General features: G+C 63.6%; 19 protein-coding genes. 12 read left to right on the forward strand and 7 right to left on the reverse strand.

Features of this window, described 5'->3' with window-relative positions:
* The first annotated feature begins 98 nt into the window (after positions 1–98).
* The 3 genes from ybeD (at position 99) to lipA (ending at position 2,147) form a co-directional block, all read left to right on the forward strand.
* The gene (ybeD, locus tag BN1130_RS06335) at positions 99–362 is read left to right on the forward strand and encodes a DUF493 family protein YbeD (RefSeq protein ID WP_042040917.1); all 264 of its coding nucleotides are present in this window, start codon (positions 99–101) and stop codon (positions 360–362) included.
* Positions 363–427: 65 nt separating this feature from the next.
* Positions 428–1,096 (forward strand): lipoyl(octanoyl) transferase LipB, encoded by a 669-nt coding sequence (gene lipB / locus BN1130_RS06340; protein ID WP_042040918.1) that lies wholly within the window; start codon positions 428–430, stop codon positions 1,094–1,096.
* An 85-nt stretch (positions 1,097–1,181) separates the two neighbouring features.
* Complete coding sequence (lipA, locus tag BN1130_RS06345) at positions 1,182–2,147, forward strand: lipoyl synthase (RefSeq protein WP_042040919.1); 966 nt, start codon at positions 1,182–1,184, stop codon at positions 2,145–2,147.
* A 119-nt stretch (positions 2,148–2,266) separates the two neighbouring features.
* Here the strand turns inward: lipA and BN1130_RS06350 are convergent, their stop codons facing one another.
* On the reverse strand, positions 2,267–3,343 hold the full coding sequence (locus BN1130_RS06350) for a Gfo/Idh/MocA family oxidoreductase (RefSeq protein WP_042040920.1): 1,077 nt from the start codon (positions 3,341–3,343) through the stop codon (positions 2,267–2,269).
* A gap of 188 nt (positions 3,344–3,531) precedes the next feature.
* Here BN1130_RS06350 and BN1130_RS06355 point away from each other — a divergent pair, with 188 nt between their 5' ends.
* A complete protein-coding gene (locus BN1130_RS06355) occupies positions 3,532–4,131 on the forward strand; it encodes an RBBP9/YdeN family alpha/beta hydrolase (protein WP_042040921.1) in 600 nt (199 codons plus the stop codon).
* Positions 4,132–4,230: 99 nt separating this feature from the next.
* Here the strand turns inward: BN1130_RS06355 and recJ are convergent, their stop codons facing one another.
* On the reverse strand, positions 4,231–5,961 hold the full coding sequence (gene recJ, locus BN1130_RS06360; protein ID WP_042040922.1) for a single-stranded-DNA-specific exonuclease RecJ: 1,731 nt from the start codon (positions 5,959–5,961) through the stop codon (positions 4,231–4,233).
* A 281-nt stretch (positions 5,962–6,242) separates the two neighbouring features.
* Here recJ and mscL point away from each other — a divergent pair, with 281 nt between their 5' ends.
* A complete protein-coding gene (gene mscL, locus BN1130_RS06365) occupies positions 6,243–6,650 on the forward strand; it encodes a large-conductance mechanosensitive channel protein MscL (RefSeq protein ID WP_042040923.1) in 408 nt (135 codons plus the stop codon).
* Between the two features lie 159 nt (positions 6,651–6,809).
* Complete coding sequence (locus BN1130_RS06370) at positions 6,810–8,366, forward strand: sensor domain-containing diguanylate cyclase (RefSeq protein WP_052448200.1); 1,557 nt, start codon at positions 6,810–6,812, stop codon at positions 8,364–8,366.
* Between the two features lies 1 nt (position 8,367).
* Here BN1130_RS06370 and xerD read toward each other — a convergent pair whose 3' ends face one another.
* Positions 8,368–9,285 carry a site-specific tyrosine recombinase XerD gene (xerD, locus tag BN1130_RS06375; RefSeq protein ID WP_042040924.1) on the reverse strand — a complete coding sequence of 306 codons (918 nt, stop codon included), beginning with the start codon at positions 9,283–9,285 and terminating at the stop codon, positions 8,368–8,370.
* A gap of 184 nt (positions 9,286–9,469) precedes the next feature.
* On the opposite strand from xerD, the gene fldB reads away from it, so the two are divergent.
* From fldB to BN1130_RS06395, 4 genes are all read left to right on the forward strand, one after another.
* Positions 9,470–9,988: a flavodoxin FldB gene (gene fldB / locus BN1130_RS06380; RefSeq protein ID WP_042040925.1), complete on the forward strand. Its 519-nt coding sequence runs from the start codon at positions 9,470–9,472 to the stop codon at positions 9,986–9,988.
* Between the two features lie 154 nt (positions 9,989–10,142).
* Positions 10,143–11,543, forward strand: coding sequence for a TldD/PmbA family protein (locus BN1130_RS06385; protein ID WP_042040926.1), 1,401 nt, complete (start codon positions 10,143–10,145; stop codon positions 11,541–11,543).
* Positions 11,543–12,883, forward strand: a complete 1,341-nt coding sequence (locus tag BN1130_RS06390; RefSeq protein ID WP_042040927.1) for a TldD/PmbA family protein — start codon at positions 11,543–11,545, stop codon at positions 12,881–12,883. The genes BN1130_RS06385 and BN1130_RS06390 overlap by 1 nt, the downstream gene beginning before the upstream one ends.
* 304 nt (positions 12,884–13,187) lie before the next feature.
* The gene (locus BN1130_RS06395; RefSeq protein ID WP_042040928.1) at positions 13,188–13,562 is read left to right on the forward strand and encodes a VOC family protein; all 375 of its coding nucleotides are present in this window, start codon (positions 13,188–13,190) and stop codon (positions 13,560–13,562) included.
* 76 nt (positions 13,563–13,638) lie between these two features.
* On the opposite strand, the gene BN1130_RS06400 is transcribed toward BN1130_RS06395, so the two are convergent.
* Positions 13,639–14,577 carry a L,D-transpeptidase family protein gene (locus tag BN1130_RS06400; RefSeq protein WP_042040929.1) on the reverse strand — a complete coding sequence of 313 codons (939 nt, stop codon included), beginning with the start codon at positions 14,575–14,577 and terminating at the stop codon, positions 13,639–13,641.
* A gap of 346 nt (positions 14,578–14,923) precedes the next feature.
* On the opposite strand from BN1130_RS06400, the gene BN1130_RS06405 reads away from it, so the two are divergent.
* On the forward strand, positions 14,924–16,297 hold the full coding sequence (locus BN1130_RS06405) for an endonuclease/exonuclease/phosphatase family protein (RefSeq protein ID WP_042040930.1): 1,374 nt from the start codon (positions 14,924–14,926) through the stop codon (positions 16,295–16,297).
* 60 nt (positions 16,298–16,357) lie between these two features.
* On the opposite strand, the gene BN1130_RS06410 is transcribed toward BN1130_RS06405, so the two are convergent.
* The 3 genes from BN1130_RS06410 to dsrO are packed head-to-tail and all read right to left on the reverse strand — an operon-like array spanning position 16,358 to position 21,367.
* Positions 16,358–19,465: a tetrathionate reductase subunit A gene (locus BN1130_RS06410; RefSeq protein ID WP_042040931.1), complete on the reverse strand. Its 3,108-nt coding sequence runs from the start codon at positions 19,463–19,465 to the stop codon at positions 16,358–16,360.
* Positions 19,465–20,592, reverse strand: a complete 1,128-nt coding sequence (gene nrfD, locus BN1130_RS06415; protein WP_042040932.1) for an NrfD/PsrC family molybdoenzyme membrane anchor subunit — start codon at positions 20,590–20,592, stop codon at positions 19,465–19,467. Before nrfD ends, BN1130_RS06410 begins: the two co-directional genes overlap by 1 nt.
* The gene (gene dsrO / locus BN1130_RS06420; protein WP_042040933.1) at positions 20,582–21,367 is read right to left on the reverse strand and encodes a sulfate reduction electron transfer complex DsrMKJOP subunit DsrO; all 786 of its coding nucleotides are present in this window, start codon (positions 21,365–21,367) and stop codon (positions 20,582–20,584) included. Before dsrO ends, nrfD begins: the two co-directional genes overlap by 11 nt.
* Positions 21,368–21,683: 316 nt before the next feature.
* On the opposite strand from dsrO, the gene BN1130_RS06425 reads away from it, so the two are divergent.
* Positions 21,684–23,507 (forward strand): sensor histidine kinase, encoded by a 1,824-nt coding sequence (locus BN1130_RS06425; protein WP_042041017.1) that lies wholly within the window; start codon positions 21,684–21,686, stop codon positions 23,505–23,507.
* Position 23,508 lies beyond the last annotated feature (1 nt).

Raw genomic sequence — 23,508 nt, forward strand, 5'->3', positions numbered from 1 at the left:
CTGGGCCATGCCCATATAGACTTGTACTGGCGGCCGTCTAGGCCAAGGGCAATGAGCTACATGAGAGAGTCATCCCTGATGACACAAAAGGTGAGTCAATGAATACCAAGTTTGATGAACTGCTGGAGTTCCCCTGCAAGTTCCCCTTCAAGGTACTGGGTGTCGCCGATCCCGCCCTGCCGGATCAGGTTGTCCAAGTGCTGCAGCAGCATGCGCCGGGCACTTACAGCCCCGTCGTCCAACCCAGCTCCAAAGGCAATTATCACTCTGTAAGGGTGACGGTTACCGCCCAGAGCAAAGAACATGTCGAAGCCATGTATACCGCCTTGGGTAACATAGAGCTGGTTCGCTACGTTCTGTAACCTCATGCCTTCGTCGCCCCCTGAGGGCGACGAATTTTCTGTCGTGCCCTGCCCGTGAGGAAACCATGTCCAGCCCAGCACAACGTCACCTGCTGATCAGACACCTGGGTCGCAGCCCCTATCAGGCCGTGTGGGACGCCATGAAGGCGTTCACCGACGGCCGCGATGGCGACACCCCTGACGAGTTCTGGTTGGTGGAGCATGAGCCCGTCTACACCCAGGGACAGGCCGGCAAGGCCGAGCATCTGCTCGCCCCCGGCGATATTCCTGTGGTGCAGAGCGATCGTGGTGGCCAGGTGACCTATCATGGCCCCGGCCAGCTGGTGCTCTATGTGCTGGTGGACGTGCGCCGCTGCAAGTTGTCGGTGCGCGAGCTGGTGACCGCCCTGGAGCAGGCCATCATATCAACCCTGGCCCTGAGCGATATCGCCGCCTATGCCAAGGCGGATGCCCCCGGCGTCTATGTGCAGCAAGCCGGTTTCGAGGCCAAAATCGCCTCCCTGGGACTGCGCATTCGGCGCGGCTGCTCCTTCCATGGCCTGGCCCTCAACGTCAACATGGACATGAGCCCCTTCCTGCGGATCAACCCTTGTGGTTATGCAGGCATGCCGATGGCTCAAACCAGTGCCCTGGGCGGCCCTTTGAGCGTCGCCGACGCGGCGGTGCCGCTTATCGACGCCCTGGCCAGCCTGATCGGCTATCAGACCATTACCCATGTCGAGCAAGCAGCATGAGTCGTTTCCTGCCCTGCGGCGATGGGAACATCAAGATGCCCCCTTCGGCCATCAACCTGACAGTAACAAACACCGAGAGTGAATCATGAGCAAACCAGTTCGTATGGAGCCGGGCGTCAAGCTGCGCGATGGCGACAAGATGGCCCTGATCCCGGTGAAATTCATGCCGGATCCCACCGAAGAAGTGCTGCGCAAACCGGACTGGATGCGCATCAAGTTGCCGCCTTCGAGCCAGAAGATTGAGCACATCAAGAGCACCTTGCGTAAAAACAAGCTGCACTCGGTATGCGAAGAGGCCTCCTGCCCCAATCTGGCCGAGTGCTTCAACCACGGCACGGCCACCTTCATGATCATGGGCGCCATCTGCACCCGTCGTTGCCCCTTCTGCGACGTGGCCCACGGCCGCCCGCTGGCACTGGATCCCGACGAGCCGCAGAAACTGGCCCTCACCATCAAGGAGATGGGGCTGAAATACGTGGTCATCACCTCGGTGGACCGCGATGACCTGCGTGACGGCGGTGCCCAGCACTTCGCCGACTGCATCAAGCAGATCCGTGAGCACAGCCCCCAGACCCGCATCGAGATCCTGACCCCGGACTTCCGTGGCCGGATGGAGCAGGCCCTGGACGTGTTCCGCGAGACCCCGCCGGACGTGTTCAACCACAACCTGGAAACCGCCCCGCGCATGTACCGGGTCGCCCGCCCCGGTGCTGACTACAAGTGGTCCCTGGAGCTGCTGCGCCGCATCAAGGAGATGCACCCCCATGTACCGACCAAGTCCGGTGTCATGATGGGCCTGGGCGAAACCAACGAAGAGATAGTCCAGGTGCTCAAGGACTTGCGCGAGCACGGCGTCAACATGCTGACCCTGGGCCAGTATCTGCAGCCGAGCCGCCACCACCTGCCGGTGAAGCGCTACGTGCCGCCCGCAGAGTTCGACGAGCTCAAAGACGTCGCCATGGATCTGGGCTTCTCCCACGCCGCCTGCGGTCCCTTCGTGCGCTCCTCTTACCACGCAGACCTGCAAGCCAAGGGCGAAGAGGTCAAATAACCGCCCTTGCATCCCCATGCATCTGCCAACAAGAAGAGCGCCTCAGGGCGCTCTTCTTGTATCGGTCAATCAAGGCTGTAATAGGTCGAGCGCCATGCCGGGTCGGCTGTTGGCTTGGCTCAATGAGGGCCCCGCACCTGTTGTTGCAGCTCAAGCAGGGCCCTGACCTCGGCCAGGCGGCGCCGGGTCAACGCAATACGCTCCGCCTTGCCCATGCCCTCACCCGTCAGCAAGTCGGCCAGACAGTGATCATAGAGAGGGCCGCTCAGGCGCCAACTGCGGCTGACGGCTCCCTGAGTCAAGGTGAGCCGCTCCTCGCTGCCACAGCGATCCAGGCTGATTTGCCGACCATCTGCCAGAGAGGCCCGGATCCCCTTCTGTCCCCCGGCAGGGCCGGCGTACTTGTCGAGCCAGATATGAAGCGGTATGGATCCCAGGGAGCCAAGCAGTTCGGCCCGCCCTTCGGCGCTGTGCAGGTCGCCTCGGGCTATGGTCTGGCCCAGCCGGTCTGTCACGCCACGGGCTTTCAGTTGCAGGGATTCATCCTCCCCAAGCGCCGCCACCAGCTCTCTGGCCTGAGTCAGCACATGGGTGCCTATGTCGAGGATGACCCCATCGGGATGGCGCAGCGCCCGGCGATCCGCCTCTCCCGTGGCAAAGTTGAGGGCGATGGGCTGCCCCTGATCGTCCCTGCCACTGGCTTCTTGCAGATAGCCCTCCAGCAGCACAAGCCGAGCACCGGTGAAGTCAGGAAGATCCGCCTGCGCCGGATCCTCTGCCTGCCAATGCGCGCCAAGTTGCCCCGATAGCAGTTGCTGGATCCCACGGCGTGCCATCCAGTGATCCAGGGCCAGCACTCGCCCGGCCTGGGCAGCGTCGGCCAGCAGCGCCTCCATCTCCCCAAGCTGATCCAGACGGGCTACCAGGGGTTTTTCCACCACCAATAGCGGTATTGCGCTAGCCAGGGCTGCCTGCAGGGTCTCCAGATGAACGAGGGAGGGAGTGGTAATGAACAACAGATCCAGCGGCTTGGCCAGCAAAGCTTCCAGACTCGGCAGGCCATGAATGCCCATCAACTGCCGAGCGGGATCCACGTCATGACCCCACAGTTCTAGGCCCGGTATGGTGAGCCGCTTGAGGGCTGGCAGATAAGCGGTTTCCACCACGGCGCCCAGGCCGACGAATCCAATTTGCATCAGCTTCTCTCCAAATAGAGTCAATCTAGCGCCACTGGCCTTGACCTGGCCTGATCCAGAGCAATGAATCCCGCGGACCTGACTCGGCGCAGGCGTCTGGAGGCAACGACAAGGCCCCGTTCGAGCATTCCTGTTCCTTCGGGCAGAGGCTATGATGCCGACTTTCCCGCCGCATTCAGGAGCTGCTCATGTCCCCGGTCAAGATCTTCATCATCCATGGTTACACGGCATCCCCCCAGGCCAACTGGTTTCCCTGGCTCGCCACCCGGCTCGAAGAGCAGAGGGTGCAGGTCACTGTGCTGGCCATGCCGGATCCCCATACCCCGGCGCCTGCCGCCTGGGATGCTTATCTGGCCCAGCGTATCGGAGAAGCAGATGGCAGCACCATACTGGTTGGCCACAGCCTGGGCTGCATCGCGGCCCTGCGTTACCTGCATCAACAAACCGCGACGCATCACCTCGGCGGTGTGCTGCTGGTCAGTGGCTTTGATGAGCCCCTCGCGACCCTGCCCGAGCTGACCCCCTTCGTCGCCCAGTCGCTGCCCCTTGCCGAGCTTCGTGCTCGCCTGCACCATTGCGCCCTGATCGCCTCCATGGATGATGCCATAGTGCCCCAGCCCTACTCGGCGCGTCTGGCCCAGCGGCTCCAGGCTCCTTTGCATCTGATCGAGCAAGGGGGACACTTCCTCGACCGGGAGGGTTTCACCGAGTTGCCCCTCGCCTATGAGCAAGTGATGGGTATGGTCAGTGCCCTGGGTGATGTCCAAGGGACGCTTAAGGCAGGTTGATGGCATGGCTGTCATTGTCGGTAGATTTCGATAACTTTCGATGACAAAACGGCCACCCGAGGGTGGCCGTTGGCTTGCGTGACGTTTGAAGCGGCAGGGCTAGATGCCTGCGGCCTCCAGATGCTCCACCAGCAGCTGCACGCTGCGGTTGCCGCGCCACTCGTTGACGTCGAGCCGGTAGACCAGCCGCACCCGTTTCACCGAGGCATCGGGCCAGCGCTTGAGATCGACCCCGAAGGCGATGGCATCTACCGCATGACCGGAATCCGTGGTCAGCATCAGCTTGAGGTGTTTCTCCCCCACCAGCCGCTGCTGTACCAGCACGAACTCGCCATCGAACAGCGGCTCGGGGAAGGCCTGGCCCCAAGGGCCGGAGGCGCGGATCAGCTCCGCCAGCTCCAGGCTCAGCTCGTCGGGCAGCAGCTCGCCGTCGGTGAGCAGCACCCCGGTCAGCAGCTCCGGGGTCACCAGCTCGGCGATGACGGCTTCAAACGCCCGGCCGAACGCCTCTATGTTTGCCTTGGGCAGGGTCAACCCCGCCGCCATGGCGTGGCCGCCAAACTTGCCCATCAGGCCCGGATGACGAGTGTCGAGCAGCTCCAGCGCATCGCGAAGGTGCACCCCGGGAATGGAGCGGCCCGAGCCCTTGAGCTCGGTGTCACTGCTCTCGGCAAAGGCGATCACCGGTCTGTAGTACTTCTCCTTGATCTTGGAGGCCACCAGCCCCACCACCCCCTGATGCCACTCATCCCGGTGCAGCACTATGCCGCTGGGCACCTCGCCGTCGCGAAACCGGATCTGCTCCAGGGTGGCCAGGGCCTCCTGCTGCATGCCCTGCTCTATCTCCTTGCGCTCCTGGTTGAGGCTGTCCATCTCGGCCGCAAGCTGGCGCGCCAGATTGATGTCATCGCACAGCAGACAGGCGACCCCGAGGGACATGTCATCGAGCCTGCCCACCGCATTGAGGCGAGGGCCCAGGGCGAAGCCGAGATCGGCGGCGCACAGGCGGCGACCGTCACGACCCGAGATATCCACCAGCGCCTGGATCCCGGGGCGGCAGCGACCGGCCCGGATCCGCTGCAGCCCCTGATGGACCAGGATGCGATTGTTGCCATCCAGCGCCACCACGTCGGCGACTGTGCCAAGCGCCACCAGATCGAGATAGTCCGCCACATTGGGGGCGCGAATGCCGAGTCGCTCGTACCAGCCGAGCTGGCGCAGATGGGTGTTGAGGGCCGCCATCAGGTAGAAGGCCACCCCCACCCCGGCCAGGGACTTGGAGGGAAAATCGCAGCCACGCTGGTTGGGGTTCACTATCGCATCGGCAGCAGGCAGCTCATGGCCCGGCAGGTGATGGTCGGTGACCAGCACCCGCATCCCGGCAGCCTTGGCGGCGGCCACCCCGGCGATGCTGGAGATGCCGTTATCCACGGTGATCAGAAACTCGGCGCCGCGAGCCACCGCCAGCTCGACGATTTCGGGGGTGAGGCCGTAGCCGAACTCGAAGCGGTTGGGCACCAGAAAATCGACGTGATGGCCCCCCATGGCCCGCAGCGCCAGCACGCACAGGGCCGAGCTGGTGGCGCCGTCACAGTCGAAGTCGCCGACGATGAGGATGCGCTGCTGCGCCGTCAGGGCATCCGCCAGCAGGGGCACCGCCTGCTCCATGCCAAGCAGCCGCTGGGGCGGCAGCAGCTGGCTGGCGCTGCGCTCCAGCAGGGCGGGATCCTCCACCCCGCGACTGGCGAAGATTTGACGCAGCAAGGGATGCAGGGTATCGGGGAGATGAGCATCATCCACCCGGGGACGACGACGAATTTGCAGGGACATGGGGCTATCCAATGGGGTTAATCAACACGGTGGCAGAGGCCGAAAACAGGTGGCAAGGATCGCACTCCTGCCCCCGATAGGCAAATTCCATCATTCGGGATCTTATTACGAATCCCATTAATAACTGATCGTTAACAGAAATTTTGCCCGCTCAGGTTGCCAATTGGGCTCAGTCACATCAAGCTAGCAGAGATGGCTCATGGGTGTAGGCGCAGCCTGTACTCAGCCCTCACTCCATCACTCATAACTTTGTACAACTTTACCCATTTGGAGAGATTTCAATGAGCCTGATCCAGGAATTCAAGGCCTTTGCCGCCCGTGGCAACGTGATCGACATGGCCGTCGGTATCATCATAGGTGCCGCCTTCGGCAAGATAGTCTCCTCGTTCGTCGGTGACATCATCATGCCCCCCATAGGTATCATCCTGGGCGGGGTCGATTTCAGCGATCTGGCCGTGGTGCTCAAGGCGGCCGAGGGAGAGACCCCCGCCGTGGTGATCGCCTATGGCAAGTTTATCCAGACCATCATCGACTTCCTGATCATCGCCTTTGCCATCTTCATGGGCGTCAAGGCCATGAACAGCATGAAGAAACAAGCCGAGGAAGCGCCAGCGGCACCAGCCGCGCCGACCAAGGATCAAGAGTTGCTGAGCGAGATCCGCGATCTGCTCAAGAACAAGCAGCAATAACTCTCCGGCAAGCCCCCGCAACCACGCCGAGGAGGGCCCCCTTCTCGGCCATAAGCTCAAATGAATATACAAATGACAGATCAATCATTTGCCTTGAGGGATCCCGCCACGTAGACTGGTCGGTCAGCCTGTTTCGGCCCAGAACCTTTCAGGAATGCCATGACCTCCCCCAGCAAACCCACAAACAGTTACCATCAGTTTGTCACTTATTATCTCATCATCCTGGCTATCCCCATGCTGCTGATCAGTGGCGGTCTCTTCTATTTCAATCAGCTCACCCAGTCCAATCTTCTCCAGGCGACACTCAAGGCGACCAGCCAGATCATGGTTCAAGACATAGCCCGCCAGAGCACCATGCTGGTCGCCCAGCTCAATATGGCGGGAGAGCAGTTGCAAAAGACAAAAAGAGGAAATCGGCTCTCCAATGCAGAAAAAGAAGAGCTGGCCCAGCGCTGGCGCGCGCTGAGCTATCCCTCCCCCCTGATAAAGCACATCTACTACAGCAGTCATCAGGGCAGCTTCTTCTCCTATCCCACCTTGCGGCTCACTGACGACTACCAGCCCACCCGGCGCCCCTGGTATCAGGTTGCCCTTCAGCTGCCTAATACACCGGTGTGGGGGAATCCTTATAGCGATGCCTTGACCAAGATCCCGGTCATATCGGTCTCCAAGGCCTTGCTCGCTCCCGACGGCAAAATTGATGGGGTAGTCACCCTCGATGTGTCGCTGCAGGAGTGGAGTCTTATCTTTCAGCAACACACCAAACTGGCCAACGGGGCCCGTATGATGCTGGTCGATACCCAGACCGGGATCCTGATCGCTCACAGCGACGCTTCTCTCATCAACAGCCCCGCCGACCCCAAGATGCTGGTGCAGTTGGAGGGGTTGGATGGCCAGTTCCTCGATGATGAGAATAACCTCGTCACCTTCGGCAGCATTGAGGGGCACCCCAACTGGATCCTGGTGACTCAGCTCCCCCTCAGCCTGACCAATAACATCAACAAGGGTTTCATCACCACAGTCATTGTCATGTTGCTGCTCTCTCTACTGCTGTTTGGCCTGGTGGCCGTCATCTTCAAGAACAAAATTGAACAGATCATCACCCAGCTCATCCAGGTCGTGCGCCTGATGCGAGTCACGCCTCCCGGCAAACAGGTTATCCTGCCCAGTATCAAAGGGGTTGAGGAGCTGGAAGATGAACTCAACCGGATGACGGCCAAGATGGACAAGGTGGCCGACAAGGCGAATCGAGATGCGCTCACCGGCCTCTACAATCGCCGTTATTTCGATAACCAAATGCGTCGGCTTCATGACGAGCAGCGTCCCTTCGTACTCGCCTTGGTCGATCTCGACAATTTCAAGTCGATCAATGACAGCTTCGGCCACCCGACCGGAGATGCGGTCCTCAAGCGCGTGTCGGCCCTGGGACAGGAGATCCTGCCCCAGGGGGGGACCCTGTGCCGCTATGGTGGCGAGGAGCTGATCGTCATCTTCGAGCAGGAGTCACTGCTGGAGGCCAAGCTGCTGATGGAAGCGTGGCGAATAGCAGTCAGCACGCTGGTATGGCGTGAACCTGCACTATCCGTCACCTTCAGCGCTGGCCTCGGAGCCTGGCAGGGGCAAGCCTGGGAAGCGCTGTTGCAACAGGTGGATGATGCGCTCTACCAGGCCAAAGCCAATGGCAAGAACCAGTTGGCAGAAGTCAGCTCACACTGAATCAGGCACGGGGGTGATGCTCGCCATGCAGCGCCTTGAGCCGTTCATTCGCCACATGGGTGTAGATCTGGGTGGTGGAGAGATCCGCGTGCCCCAGCAGCATCTGTACCACCCGCAAGTCGGCACCGTGGTTGAGCAGATGGGTGGCGAACGCGTGGCGCAGGGTGTGAGGGGACAGCTCCCCGGCAATGCCGGCGCGCAAGGCGTAGAGCTTGATGCGATGCCAGAAGGTCTGGCGGGTCATCATCTGCGCCCGTTTGGAAGGGAACACCACATCCGAGCTCACCCCGCCGAGCAGCAGGGGGCGCGAGGCACGATAATAACGCTCGAGCCAATGCACCGCCTCCTCCCCCATGGGCACCAGCCGCTCCTTGTTGCCCTTGCCGACCACTCGCACCAGCCCCTGGCGCAGGCTCAGGTGCTCGGCGGTCAATCCCACCAGTTCCGAGACCCGCAAGCCAGTGGCGTAGAGCAGCTCTAGCATCGCCTTGTCCCGCAGCTCAAGGGGATCCTCCACATCAGGCTCATCGAGCAAGGTGCCAACCTGCCCCTCACTCAGGTCTGAGGGGAGCTTCTTGGGCAACTTGGGTCCCTCCAGCAAGACGGTCGGATCGTCACTGCGCAGCTTCTCCCGGTTGAGATACTGATAGAAGCGGCGCAAGGCGGAGAGAAAGCGCGCCGTGCTGCTGGGGGCGAAGCCCTGATCCACCCGCCAGGCGAGGTAGTGCTGGATCTCGGCCATCCCCGCCAGCAGCAGGGCGCTGCCCTGCGCATCCAGCCAATGGGCGAACTTGCTCAAATCGACCCGGTAGGAGGCCACGGTATTGTCAGACAGGCCCCGCTCCAGCCAGAGCGCGTCGAGGAACTGCTCGATCAGGGGGTGCGGGGAGTGGGCGGACTTGACGGTTTGCTTGGTCATGGGGCGGCCGGGTTGACGAACAGGTTGCCATTCTAACGCCAAGTCGGGGCCGCCACACAAGCCGGGCTGCGAGTGTCGGATCAGACGCCCTGATATGGCGAGGGATCAAGGCCCGTCCAGACTGGGAAGCGGCGGCCACTCTCTGGTAAACTTGCCCCCTTACCTTGAGCTGGCTGGAAGAGCGATGAAGATAGGTCTGTTTTACGGTTCCACCACCTGTTACACCGAGATGGCCGCCGAGAAGATCCGTACCCTGCTGGGCCCGGAGCTGGTCGACATCCACAACATCAAAGACGTGCCACTGGCGCGCATGCAGGATTACGAGATCCTGATCCTCGGCATCTCCACCTGGGATTTCGGCGAGTTGCAGGAAGATTGGGAATCCAGCTGGGATGACATCGCCGGGCTCGACCTCGAGGGGCGCATCATCGCCCTGTTCGGCATGGGCGATCAGCTCGGCTACGGCGACTGGTATCAGGATGCCCTCGGCCTGCTCCACGATCAGCTGCTGCCCAAGGGAGTCAAGCTGGTGGGTTACTGGCCCAATGAAGGGTACGAATTCGAGGCCTCCAAGGCACTCATCGACGACGGTCGCCACTTCGTCGGCCTGGCCCTCGATGACGCCAACCAGTATGACCAGACCGATGAGCGACTCGAACAGTGGGTCGAACAGATCCTCAATGAGATCCAGGAACTGCTGTAAGCCTGCCCTTCCCCTCATATTTTCTATTGTCGTCATCGGGTTCGGCCTAGCGACTTTTGCACACTGGTCTGTAACAATGTTTACCTGCGCCCAACATAATCCTAAAAATCAGGGCGCTGGAAGCAAACAGGAATAGACCAGAAAAGGAAATTCTATGATCCAAATCTCCCTCCTGGCCCCCGCCATCGCCCGCGACGTGCTCGATCACGCCCTGGCGCTGGGGGCCGACTTCGCCGAGCTGTTTGTGGAGCGCAAGCGCCGCAGCCAGATCAGCCTGCTGTCGAGCCAGATAGAAAATATCAGTGGCGGCCTCGATTTTGGCATAGGCGTGCGCCTGTGCTATGGCCACAAGGTGCTCTACGGCTACACCAATCTGGCCAGCCGCGATGAGCTGCTGCGCATCGTCACTCTGCTGGCGGCAAAAGACAGACGGGATCCTGTGGTGACCGCCACCGCCTTCGATTTCACCCGTTTGACCGATCACCATCCCATCGCCCTGCCGCTGTCGGCGGACAAGCTGCTTGAGCAGAAGATCGCTTATCTGCATGCCATGGATGCCGCCGCCCGCAGCGAGAGTGACAAGTTGAGCCAGTTCTCCGCCAATGCCATGGGTTGGGAGCAGGAGGTGGAGATCTTCAACAGCGAAGGGTTGCAGGTGGGGGATCGTCGCCACTACAACCGCATCATGGCCCAGGCCATCGCCGCCCAGGGCGGCGAGCAGACCATGGGCTACGAGGCCCCCGGTGCCCTCATGGGCTGGGAGCATGCGGCCAGCATAGATCCCCGCGAGCTGGCGCTCACCGCCACCCGTCAGGCGTTGGTGAAACTCGGCGCAGCGCCCTGCCCGAGCGGTACCCTGCCGGTCATCATGGAGAGCGGCTTTGGCGGCGTCATCTTCCACGAGGCCTGTGGCCACCTGCTGGAGACCACCTCGGTGGCCAAGAAGGCCTCGGTGTTTCACGACAAGATGGGCCAGCTCATCGCCAATCCGGCGGTCAGCGCCGTGGACGAAGGCTTGCAAGGCAACGCCTGGGGCTCCATCAACGTCGATGATGAAGGCATGGCGACCCAGCACACCCAGCTCATCAAGGATGGGGTACTGACCGGCTTCCTGGTCGACCGCATGGGGGCGCTCAAGACCGGCCATGCCCGCACCGGCTCAGGGCGACGCGAATCCTATCGCTTCGCCCCCGCCTCGCGCATGCGCAACACCTTTATCGAAGCGGGCAATCACAGCCTGGACGAGATGCTGGCCACGGTGGAACACGGCATCTATGCCAAGAAGATGGGCGGCGGCTCGGTGCAACCTGGCACCGGCGAGTTCAACTTCAACGTGCAGGAGGCTTACCTCATCGAGCATGGCAAGATAACCCGGCCACTCAAGTCGGCCACCCTGATAGGCACAGGCCCCCAGGTGCTCAAGGAGATCTCCATGGTCGGCCGCGATCTGGCCCTGGCCGCGGGCATGTGTGGTTCCGTCTCGGGCTCAGTGCCCACCTCGGTCGGTCAGCCAGCCTTGAAAGTGGATAACATCCTAGTGGGAGGGAACGCCTGATGAGCACACTCGATATGAATACTCTGCTCAGCCGCCTGCTGGAGAAAGTGGCCGATATCAATGCCGAGGCGGATATCATCGCCAATCAGGACAAGGCGTTCTCCCTCAAGGCCGACAAGGGGGAGCTTGGTGAATACAAGGTCACCAGCAGTCAGCAGCTTGGCCTGCGTCTCATCAAGGATGGCCGGGTCGGCATCGCCTATTCGGAATCCCTGGATGAGGCCGCCCTCGATGCCATGTTGCAAGATGCCCTCGACGCCAGCCGTTTCGCCAAGGTGGATGCGGATCAGGCGATTCGGGTGGCCGACAGCCAGCTCAATACCGACTGCGCCGAGATCCATCAACCCGACCGCACCCCGGTGGAAGAGAAGATAGCCCTGGCCCTGCGCCTCGAGGCGGACATGCTGGCCCTGCCGGATGTGACAGGTGCGCCCTACAACAGCCTGTTCGAGGGGGAGAGCCGTCTCTGGCTCGCCAACAGCCTGGGAACCCTCTGTCAGCACAGCGAGTTCAGCGTCGGCTGCTACACCTCGGCGCTGGTTGAGCGTGAAGGGCGCCAGTCCATGCATTATCAGGGACAGTACGGCCGCCGCTTCGACGAACTCGACAGCCGTACCCTCATCGAACAGGTGTATGCCGTGGCTGAGGGGCTGCTGATGGGGGAAGCCGTGCCGAGCGGTCGCTACAGCGCCTTGTTCAGCACCAACTGCCTGGCCAGCCTGTTTGGCTGCTTCCAGTCGGCGCTGTCTGGCAAATGGGCCCAGCAGGGGATCAACCCCTGGCGCAACAAAGTAGGGCAGAGCGTGGCGTCGCGCTGGCTCACCCTGGAGAGCCGGGTCTATATGCCCGGGGGCATGAACATCAAGGCCTTCGACGGTGAGGGAGCCCCCAGCACCGATCTGCTGCTGATTGGCGAGGGGGAGCTGAAAACCCTGCTCCATAACAGTGTCACTGCGCACCACTTCGGCATCCAGAGCAATGGGGCCGCCTCACGCAGCGCCCGCAGCGCCCTGGATGTCAGCCCGCGCCATCTGGTGTTTGGCACAGGCCCCCACAGCGAGACCGAGGTAAAAACAGGCGAGTATCTGGAACTGGTCAAGCTCGATGGCCTGCACTCGGGCGCCGATGCGGTGAGCGGTGACTTCTCGTTTGGCGCCTCTGGCTTCCTGTGTCGGGACGGGGTTCGCATCGCGCCGGTACGCGGCATCACGGTGGCGGGCAACTTCTACCGCCTGCTGGGGGAGCTGGAAGCGGTCGGCGACTTGCTGCACCACGACGATGGCAAGGGCTTCTACGCGCCGCTCATCCGCTTCGGCGGCTTGAACATCGCCGGGAAATAAGCGGTACGTTTGACCCGATGGCAAAGGCTCCTACGCACCATCATTCATCCGCTTCGGCGGGCTGAGCATCGCCGGCAAGTGAGGCCTTCGGACAAGGAGAGCCGCTATATGCCAGCACAGAGATGGGGCGCTGGCCTGAACCTCGAAGGTAACTGACTGTATACAGTGCAGAAATTGCTGCTATCCCCCACCCCAAAACGGCGCCTGATGGCGCCGTTTTTTCATTGATGGCGCCCCTTATTCTCCCCTCCTAACCTCTAAGAGCCACCGGTCGCATCGGCCGGAAACGTCTGGAGAATGCAAGATGGACAACACGCTAGTCTGGGCCGACATTCCAACCCGGGATCTGGACCGCGCCATGGCCTTCTACTCGGCCCTGCTCGACGTGCCGGTCACGGCACAACAGGAGGAGATACGCTTCGCCATGCTGCGCCACGACGGCAATAATGCAGCGGCCTGTCTCGGCCCCATGGATGAATACCACCAGCCCGGCGGCAGTGGCCCCCTCATCTATCTCTCCCTCGGAGACAGGCTGAAAGAGGCCGAACTCATGGTTCCCCGGCTCGGCGGGCGAGTCCTGGCACCTCTGCACGGCATCGGCAGCGGTCACGGCTCCCGGGTCATCATCGAGGACACCGAAGGCAATCGACTGGCGCTCTATGCGCCCCCGGCATCCTGATCCAATGGCTGCCATAGAAACAACAACGGCGACCCAGGGGTCGCCGTTCTCTTGACTGACACTCTCAATGAGACCATCAGACCTCGGGGTTGAGGCGAGTCGGCAGGCCGGAACGCTGCTCCAGAGCCTCTTTCACCATCTTGGAATCGTTCTCGGCATGAGCGACGAAACGGCTGATGGGGGCCGTCAGCTTGAGCGGGACTGGCGTATTGGAGTTGAACTCGGCCTCGCTGCGCGACAGCGGCTCATGGACTTCCATGTAACGGCTGCCATCGGGTTCGACCGTGGCCTTGACCGGCTGGTTGACGAACTGCACGCGAGTACCGACCGGTACCTTGTCAAACAGGTACTTGATGTCGTCGGCACGCAGACGGACGCAACCACTGCTCACCCGCAGGCCGATGCCGAAGGTCGCGTTGGTACCGTGGATGGCATACAAGTTACCGATATAGAGGGCATGCAGACCCATGGGGTTATCCGGGCCAGCCGGCCAGACAGCGGGCAGCGTCTTGCCTTGCGCGGCATAACGGCGACGGATGTTCTCGGTCGGCGTCCAGGTCGGGTTGGCACGCTTGCGCTCCACCTTGGTGACCCAGTTTTCCGGGGTGTTGACCCCAAGCTGGCCTATGCCTATCGGCAACACCTGCACCACATTCTTGCCCTTGGGGTAGTAGTAGAGACGCATCTCGGCCACGTTGATGACGATTCCCTCACGGGGCGCATCCGGCAGTATCAGCTGATGAGGGATCACCAGGGTGCTGCCCGCTTTGGGCAGGAAGGGATCCACGCCGGGGTTCGCTTCCATGATGTTGGTCAGCCCCAACTGGAAGTCGGCGGCGATCTGTTCGAGGGGGCGGTTGTCCGCCGGCACCACGTACTCCTGATTTTCACCGATCAAACGGCTCTTGGCGGTAGGCAGAGCATATTCAACAGCGGCGGCTTGCTGGCTGACCAGTGTCAGGCTGCACAAGAGGGCCGAGGCGGCGACGCGAACCGTGGTACTAAAGGCGTTCATACAATTCCTATAGGTGTTTCTGTGACCTGATCTTGGGAAGGTGCACGCTCATCATGAGCTGCCAGCACCCTTGGTGCGCATTCTTCCCTGCCGTGACACAAATTTCAACGTCCAGACGGGGGATTTATCACTCAAAGGCCCCGCTTTGACACTATTTAATGATTTACCCTACTGCCCTTTGGCTGACTATTCCATGAACAGTGGGATCCCGCTTAAGGTTGCTGCTATTTCCCGGCCTGTGAAGTAGCTCACAACCGAGGTCAATCGACACCCAACCTTCCTCCTTGCGCCTTATAATGCCAGCGCCAAAAAAAGGCGCTAACCTATTGACGCTACGGAAAATATAATGAAAAACCTCAATAAAACCCTACTGGCCGCCGCCATTTCCCTTGGATTACTGGCAGGCTGTAACAGCAACAATGACTCCAAGGCCCCCGATCCCATGGTTCGCTTCGCTACCTTCAATCTGTCGTTTGATCGCACCGCCCCCGGCATGCTCTCCGGCGAACTGGCCCTGGACCGCGCCGCCCAGGACGCCCTGCTGGCCCGCTACCAGGAGGGTGACGCCAGCCTCGGCAAGGCCGAGATCACCCAGGCCAAAAACGTGCAGCAGATCCGCAATATTGCCGAGATAGTGCAGCGCACCCGCCCGGACGTGTTTCTGCTGAACGAGTTCGACAACGACGGCAAGGGCGAGAGCACAACGGATCTCAAGGCGTTCAACGACAACTACCTGGCCCATGCCCAGCACGGCGAGGTGCAGGCCATCAGCTACCCGGTGATGCAGAATTTCGCCACCAACACCGGCCTGATGAGCGGCCAGGACCTCAATCTGGACGGCAAAGTGAGCCGCGGGCCGGATGACGCCTGGGGCTTTGGCAACTACCACGGCCAGTATGCCTTCGCGGTGATGTCGAAATATCCCATCGACACCAAACAGATCCGCACCTTCCAGCACTTCAAGTGGAAGGAGATGCCGGGCGAAACCAACCCCATCATCGACGACTGCAACAACCCCAGGGCCCCGATCCCGGCCGGCCGCCAGTGCGGTGATGCCTGGTATGACGCCGCGGCCTGGGCGCAGTTCCCGCTCTCCTCCAAGAACCACGCCGACGTGCCGGTGCGCATCAAGCAGGGCAACAAGGAGCAGGTGGTCCACTTCCTCATCTCTCACCCCACGCCCCCCATCTTCGGCAATGCGGCGCGCCACAACGTCAAGCACAACAGGGCCGAGGTCGCCTTCTGGCAGGACTATGTGGAGAGCGCCAGCTACATGGTGGACGATGGAGGCAAGGCGGGTGGCTTGGCCGAGGGCGCCCACTTCGTCATCGCCGGGGATCTCAACGCAGATCCGCAAGCGGGTGACGGGGATCTCAGTGCCATCCAGGACTTGCACAACCATGTGCTGGTCAACCAGGCGGTCACCAATGGCGCCCTTATCCCGGTCAGCCAGGGGGGCCCCGAGTGCCTCGCCAGCCAGCCGGATCAGTGCAAGCGCAACAACAACCGCACCACCCCGGAGCGCATCACCAGCAGCAGCGGCCTGCAGCTCGATCACCTGATCCCCTCCGCCAACCTCAATGCCATCGCCTCCGGCGTGTTCTGGCCCGCCAGCTTCGAGCCGGGTTACCACCTGGTGTATGACCCACAGCTCGGCATCGCCAAGGGAGTGAGCTCGGATCACCGCCTGGTGTGGGTGGACGTCGAACTGGACAAGTGATGTTCAGGATCACTCAATGAAAAGCGGGGCCATGATGGCCCCGCTTTTTTGCAACTGGCGCTAGACCAGCTTCTCGACCCGGGCCGGCAGCCCCTGGCGGGCCGAGGATCCGATGGCCCAGTCCACCAGGGGATAACGGCCGTGGCGGCTGGGATCCAGCACCGCCAGATCGTTGAGGTTCACCCCGGCGCCGCGCAGGGCGCTGGCCGCCACCTCCTTGCCGTCGACCCAGTGTGCCCGCGCCCCCAGCTCCTTGTGACCGAAGCCGTGCTCGATGGCGATGGCATCTTCCTGCACCCCGGCCACGCACTCGGCCAGCCCGATCACGCTGCCATTGGGGGTGCTGACCCGCACCCTGTCCCCGCTCACTATGCCGAGGCGGGCCGCCGTCTGGGCGTTGAGCCGCACCCCGTTGCTGGGGTGCACCTGGCGCAGGCGATCCGAACCTATGCTCATGGAGCTCATGGTGTGGGACTTGTAGCTGGTGAGCAGCAGGGGCCACTGGGCAGGCTTGAACGCCTCGCTCAGCGGCGTGCCGTCGGCGAGCTGGGCCCGGAAGAAGCGCGGGGTGCCGCTCAAGAACTGGCCGCTCTGGCTGTGACGGCGGCTGCCCACCGCCGGGTTCCACAGCATCAGCGGCTTGGGCCAACGCTTGCTCGGCTGACCCGATTCGTCGCGCCCCTTGGCGACCGGCTCGAAGCGCCCGCCCCGGGCAAAGAGATAGGCGGCGCGGCTCGCCTCCTCCGCGCTCAGGGTGGCGTTGAGGGTGGGCAGGATCCGCTCCACCCCGGACCAAGCGAGGTCTTCAGCGCCGATGGGAGGCACCGGCTGGCCGAGGTAGGCGACGTTGGCAGCCCCGTAGAGGGAGAAGTCCGCCGCTTTGTTGAGCGCATGCAGCTTGCCATCCGATCCCTCGATCGCCCCCTCGCCGAAGCCCGGCAGGCCGAGGCGTTTCGCCACGGCGATGAGGAAGGACTCCATGCAGACGGGATCCCCCTCGGTGGTCTTGACCACTCTGGGCTCGATCACAGGCCAGCGCCCGGTCGAGACCTTGGTCATGACCCCGTGCCAGGCGGTTGCCCAGCCCCAGGACTCGTAGGTCAGGGTGTCAGGCACTATGTAGTCCGACAGCGCCGAGGATTCGTTGATGAAGCTGTCGATGCTGATGAACAGCGGCAGCACGCTCGGATCCTTGAGCTGTTCACCTATGGCCTGGTGCAACCCGGCCTGACCGTAGAGCGGGTTGCCCATGTGGTTGATCCAGGCCTTGGCGCGGTAGGGGTAACCGCTCACCGCCGCGGTCAGGTGCTCGCCGAGCAGCGGGCCCGAGATGGGGAACCAGGGCTCGTGGGCCGGATAGGGGTTCTGCCCCGCCTCTTTCTTGCGACGATATTCGGAGGTCTTCTCGTAGGGGAACTTGGAGCGGGAGAGGAAGACGCCGGCGGGTTTCACCATGCCGGGGAAGCTCTCCAGATCGTAGCGCGGCCCGCTCCCGAAGGGGTTGAACTTGCCGCCGCTCGCCACCGCGCCGCCCTTGGCGTTGAGGTTTCCTATCATGGCGTTGAGCATCATGATGGCCCAGGCCGTGTAGAAGCCGTTGGCACTCATGGTGCCGCCGTGGGTGATCACCGCCGCCCGGGTGCCGTGGCTGGTGAACTCCCGGGCCAGCTCCTTGATGTCGGCCACCGGCACGGCGCACTCGGCACTGTATTGCTCGAGGCTGTGCTCCCGGCTCGCCTCGGCCAGCAGCTGGAAGCTGCTCTTGACCGCCAGCTCCCCGCCCGGGGTCGAAATGCTGCGCGCCACCCAGAGTCGGGCCCGCTCGCAGCGGCCGGCCGGTGTCAGCTCGTCACTCCCCTCCTCGACCACCAGCACGGCATCCCCCTCGCCATAGGCCTCGCCCTCAAAGGGCAGCCCCAGATCGCTGGCGTGCAACATCTGGCCGAAGCGGGGGTGCGACTCGTCGCAGACCACCAGATGGCTGGCGTTGCAAAAGCCGCGATAGCCGGCCCGCTCGGCCGCTTCTGCGTTAGGTGCCCCTAGGAAGGGTTCGGCGTAACGATCGTTGTCGATGATCCAGCGCAGCATGGCCATGGCCAGGGCCGAGTCGGTGGCGGGCTTGATGGGCAGCCAGCGGTTGGTGGGGGCAGACGGCAGGTTCACCGTGTTCGGCAGGCTGGGCGCCACCACCACGTAGGAGAACGGCTTTCCCTGCCGTGCCCGCCCCGCCGCCAGCTGGCGGGACTGGCGTTTGAAGGGGTTGCCGGACTGCTGGGGGGAGGTGCCCATAAACAGCAGGAAGTCGCTCTCGTCCCAGTCGGGTTTGAGGTGGGCGTTCTTCTCCAGATCGTCCAGCAGGGCGCCGGCCCCGACCCGGAATGACAGGCCGCAGTAGGCGCCGTGGTTCGCGAAGTTGCGGGTGCCGAAGCCGTTGAAGGTGAAGCGCTTGATGAAGGCGTCGCGGCCCTCGTCCGAGGCGTTGCTCACCAGCAGCTGGTTGGCCCTGGGGCCATATTCCGGGTTGGCGGGATCCAGCGGCTCGGCGAGGTTGCGGATGGCCCTGAGCCCTTCAACCTGGCCCTCCCCGAACAGATCGCCCCCCTCCACCACCTCCTCGATCAGCTGCTCGAAGGGGATGCTCTGCCAGCGACCGCTACCACGGGGGCCGACCCGCTTGAGACAGCGGGTGACCCTGTGGGGGCTGTCGAGCTGCTCCAGCATGGCGTTGCCCCTGGCGCAGGCGGTGGAGCGGCCATCCAGCCCACCTTCCTGATAACCGCTGGTAGCGAGCAGCGCCTGCTTGATCGGCGTCTTGAAATCGATGTGATGCAGGGCCGAGAGGGGGTGATAGGGGTTGCCGAGGATGCGCACTATCTTGTCGCTCTCGTTGTCGATGCGGGCCCGCACCCCGCACAGGGTCCAGCAGCCGAGGCACATGGTGTTGGCCAGCCGCTGCGCCGGGTTGGGGTGAAGCTCCCCTCCCTCATCGACCCGATACTCCACCGCCAGGGAGTTGCCGTGGATGGGATCCCGGGTCGGCTTGCCCGAGCTGCCGGTGGCCACCCCGCTCACCACCTGCTTGAGGGTGTCGCTGTAACCGGCCACGAACAACCCCGTGCCCCCGGCGATGGCGGCTCCCTTGAGAAACTTGCGTTTGCTGTGATCCATCAGAGTGCCTCGCGAGCGCAATCGGTGGTGGCTGCCTGGGTGGCAGATGAAGTTGTGACGGATGGCAGAGCCGGGGCGCGTACCAGCTCGGAGAGCGCCACCAGCAGGGCCAGCAGCAGGCCGAAGGTGCCGAGGATGCCGAGCACCCCGGCCGGCCCCCAGGCTATCTGGTAGACATAGACACCGGCGCCATATTTCGGTGCCAACTGCCCCTGAATGAGCACCAGCCAGCGCAGGCCCCACACCAGATGCAGTGCCAGCAGCCCCAGGCCCCAGGTTTGCAGGCGGGGGGAGAATCGGTGCCCCGCCAGCAGCAACAGGCCGAGCAGGCCCAGGGTCAGCAGCAGCCAGTGGGCCGCCAGCCGCCAGCTAGGATCCAGCCGATAGAGGGCCGCCGCCTCAGCCGCCGAGGCGCCGCCAAACAGGGCCCAGCCCAGCAGGGAGAGCGCAAGCAGGGCCAGGATCGGGCGGATCTGGCGCAGCAGCCCCGCCTCGGTGTGCTGCTGCCAGCCCGCCAGCAGCCGGTTGAGCAGCAGCAGGGCGCTCTGGGCCGCCAGCAGGGCGCTCAGCGCCAGCAACCAGGGGAGCCAAGGGGTGTGCCAGAGCGGGCGCGCCTGCACCGCCATGGTCTCGAGCCCGGTGTAGAGCGCGATACTGAGCCCGCTCAAGGCCGCCATCAAAGCCAGCGGCTTGCGCCAGGGCTCGCCGGACCAGTTCCCCAGGCAGAGCAGTCGCGCCAGGGCGGCGACCCTGTCCCGCTCCTCGCCGCGTCTGGCCAGGTTGGGCCTTATCAGCAGCCAGCCAAACAGCATGCTGAGCAGGCTGAACAGGGGCAGCAGGTAGGCGCCATACCACATGATGGAGGTGAAGCGGGTCTGGGCGTAGAAGTGCCAGGCCCGGGCTGGCTGGTGCAGATCCGCGGTCAGAGCGATGGGCGCCACCAGACCGGCCCCCATCATCAGCACGGCGGCCAGGGTCTGCAGCCGCCGATCCGGTACCTTGCGCCATAGATCGGCCGCGCCCAGCCAGAGGGCCCCATAGGCGAGGCCGATGAGGAAGAAATATTGCACCGCCCAGGGCAGCCAGGTGATGGGCTGATCCGGGGCCAGCAGTTCGTTAATGGTCATGGGCTATCTCCTTGCCGTCGTCGCCGAGCAGGGTACACTGCGCCGGATGGCCGTCGATCTTGCTGACGAAGGCCTCATCCATGCCCAGATAGAAGACCCGCGGCTGGGTATGGGCCTCGGGCTTGAGCACCTTGAGGGCGGACTCATATTCCCGCAGCAACCGGCTTATCTGGCTCTTGGGATCGTTGAGATCGCCGATGATGCGCGCTTCGCCGACGCAGCTCTCCACGCAGGCGGGCAAGAGCCCCGCCTCCAGCCGGTGGGCGCAGAAGGTGCACTTGTCGGCGGTGTTGGTCTCGTGGTTGATGAAGCGGGCGTCATAGGGGCAGGCCTGCACGCAGTAGCCGCAGGCGACGCACCAGTCGTTGTTGACCACCACTATGCCGTCATCGCGCTGGAAGGTGGCGCCGGTGGGGCAGACGTCGAGGCAGGCGGGCTCGGCGCAGTGGTTGCAGAGCCTCGGCAACATCAAGAGGGAGGCGGGGGCATCGAGTGCCGCCACATCGCTCACCTCGTACTGGCTGACCGTGGTGCGAAACTGGCCGAGGGGGGGCTGATTCTCGATGGTGCAGGCCACGGTGCAGGCCTGACAACCGACGCAGCGGCGCAGATCGATCAGCATGCCGTAGCGCTTGCCGGGATCGCCCCGGCCTATGGCTGGGCGGGCACCCGGGGCGGCATGGCGCGGGCTCCTGGCTTGAGCGACGGGGATCAGGGCCGCCCCGGCGGTGATGGCGGCAATGCCGGATAACAATCGGCGCTTGCTGGGCTCCATGGACTATTCCTTCTGCTGGCTTGCCTAGGGGGCAAGCGTGGGGATGAGGCCATTGTCCCCGCCACAAAAATCCGTCTCTATTGTGGTTTTCCACATAGCGGGGGCCCCCTTGATCCAGCGCAAGAAAAGCGGCGGGCCTCTGGCCGAACTGTGACGGGCCCCCCATTGCACGCCCGACAGGGGGTCAAGCCGGCCCCTGATGCCCCTCCCGGTGATAGACTGGCCGCCTATGTTCGCGCCCCTGTTCCTCCAACCCTCGCCATCGTTCCGGTGCCAGCGGCTGAGCTGGCTGCTGTCCTGCCTGCTGCTCTGGCTGATGGCCCTGCCCGCTTTGGCCGCACCCGAGCCGAGCCACCCTGTGTCCGTATCAGTCCAAGTAGAGCCGGTGCGAGTCGGCGTGCTGGCGACTCGCGGCCTCCCCCTCGCCCGACAGCAGTGGCAGCCGCTGATGGGCTGGCTGAATGAGCGCGTGCCAGAGCGGCGCTTCGCGCTGGTGCCCCTGGAGCTCGATGCCCTGGCCGAGGCCGTCGCGCAAAGCAGGCTCGACTTTGTCATCACCAACCCGGGCCAGTCGGTGAGTCTGGCGCGCCAGTATCCGCTGGCCTGGCTCGCCACCCTCAAGAGCCCGGCCGGGGGTGACAACCTCGCCATAGGCGCCGCCCTGGTGGTGCGCGCCCATGCCCCCTACCGGCACTGGCAGGATCTCGAGGGACAGCCGGTCGCCGCCGTGTCGGAAAACGCCTTCGGTGGCTACCTCGCCTACCGCTTCGAGGCAGACGAGCAGGGGGTCAGGCTGGAGCGCTTCTTCTCCGCCGTGCGCTTCACCGGCTTCCCCCTGGACAGGCTCATCGAGCAGCTGGCGGCGGACCAGGTGGCCGCCGCCATAGTGCCCGTGTGTCAGCTGGAGCGCATGGTGCGGGAGGGCAAGGTCGCCGACTCGGATTTTCGGGTGCTGGACAACCAGGCGCCGGCGGGCTTTGGCTGCCAGAGCTCGACCCGGCTCTACCCGAACTGGGCCTTCGCCCAGACGGAGCAGGCCTCCCCTGCGCTTGCTCTGGCGGTGACGCGAGCCCTGTTCGACCTGCCAGCAGACAGCGAGACGGCCATGGCCGCCGATTCGGCGGGCTGGACAGTGCCCACCAGCCAGCTTGGCATCGACCGCCTGCTCAAGGCGCTGGATCGCCACCCCCTGCAGGGCCCCTGGTGGCAATCGGCCTGGCACTGGCTGCGCCAGCATCAGCAGTGGGGCTGGGGCGCCCTGGCGCTGGTGCTGCTGCTCGGCGGCCACCACCTGCTGCTGCAATACCTGTTCAACCGCAGCCAGCGCCGACTGCTCGCCACCCGCCAACAACTCGAGGAGAAGGGACGCCAGCTCGAGCAGGCCAGACGCCTCGCCGAGCTCGGCGAACTCGGCGCCAACATGGCCCACGAGATCAACCAGCCCCTCACCGCCATCGCCAACTACAGCCAGGGTGCCCTGCTGCGCCTCGCAAGGCAGGGGCAGGATCCGGCCACGACCGCATCACAGGAGCCCCTGCGCCAGGCCCTGGAGCAGATTGGCCTGCAGGTCCAGCGCATCACCCAGACAGTCAACCGGCTGAGATCCCGGCTGCAGAAACGCCCGCGCCAAGCCGAGCCCACGGACCTGGTCGCCCTGGTGGAGGGCCTGCAACCCCTGCTCGGTCAGATGCTGGCCCCCCTCGGGGTCACCTTCACCCTGCGCTGGCAGGGGCAGCCGCGCCTGCTCCCCCTGGATGGCATAGGGGTGGAACAGTTGCTGATAAACCTCATCAAGAATGGCGCCGAGAGCGCGGCCCGAACGGGCGGCCCAGCGGCGCAAAGGGCTGAGCCGGGCCGGGTCGAGCTGCTTGCCTGCTTCGAGGCGGCGCTCTTGATCCTGGAGATCCGCGACAACGGCCCCGGCCTGAGGATGCCAGAGGCGCTGCTGCAACAGGCGTTTCACAGCGACAAGGAGGGCGGCATGGGGCTGGGGCTCGCCATCTGCCGGGACGTGGTCGAGTGTCATCGTGGCCAGCTCGCCTTGAGCAACCTGAGCCCCCATGGCTGCCTGGCCCGGGTGACCCTGCCCGCCCCTCAGCAGCGACTTGAGGTCGCTTCCGATTTCAACCCAAGGAGCTGAT

This window comes from Aeromonas rivuli (assembly GCF_000820045.1).
Lineage (GTDB): Bacteria > Pseudomonadota > Gammaproteobacteria > Enterobacterales > Aeromonadaceae > Aeromonas > Aeromonas rivuli.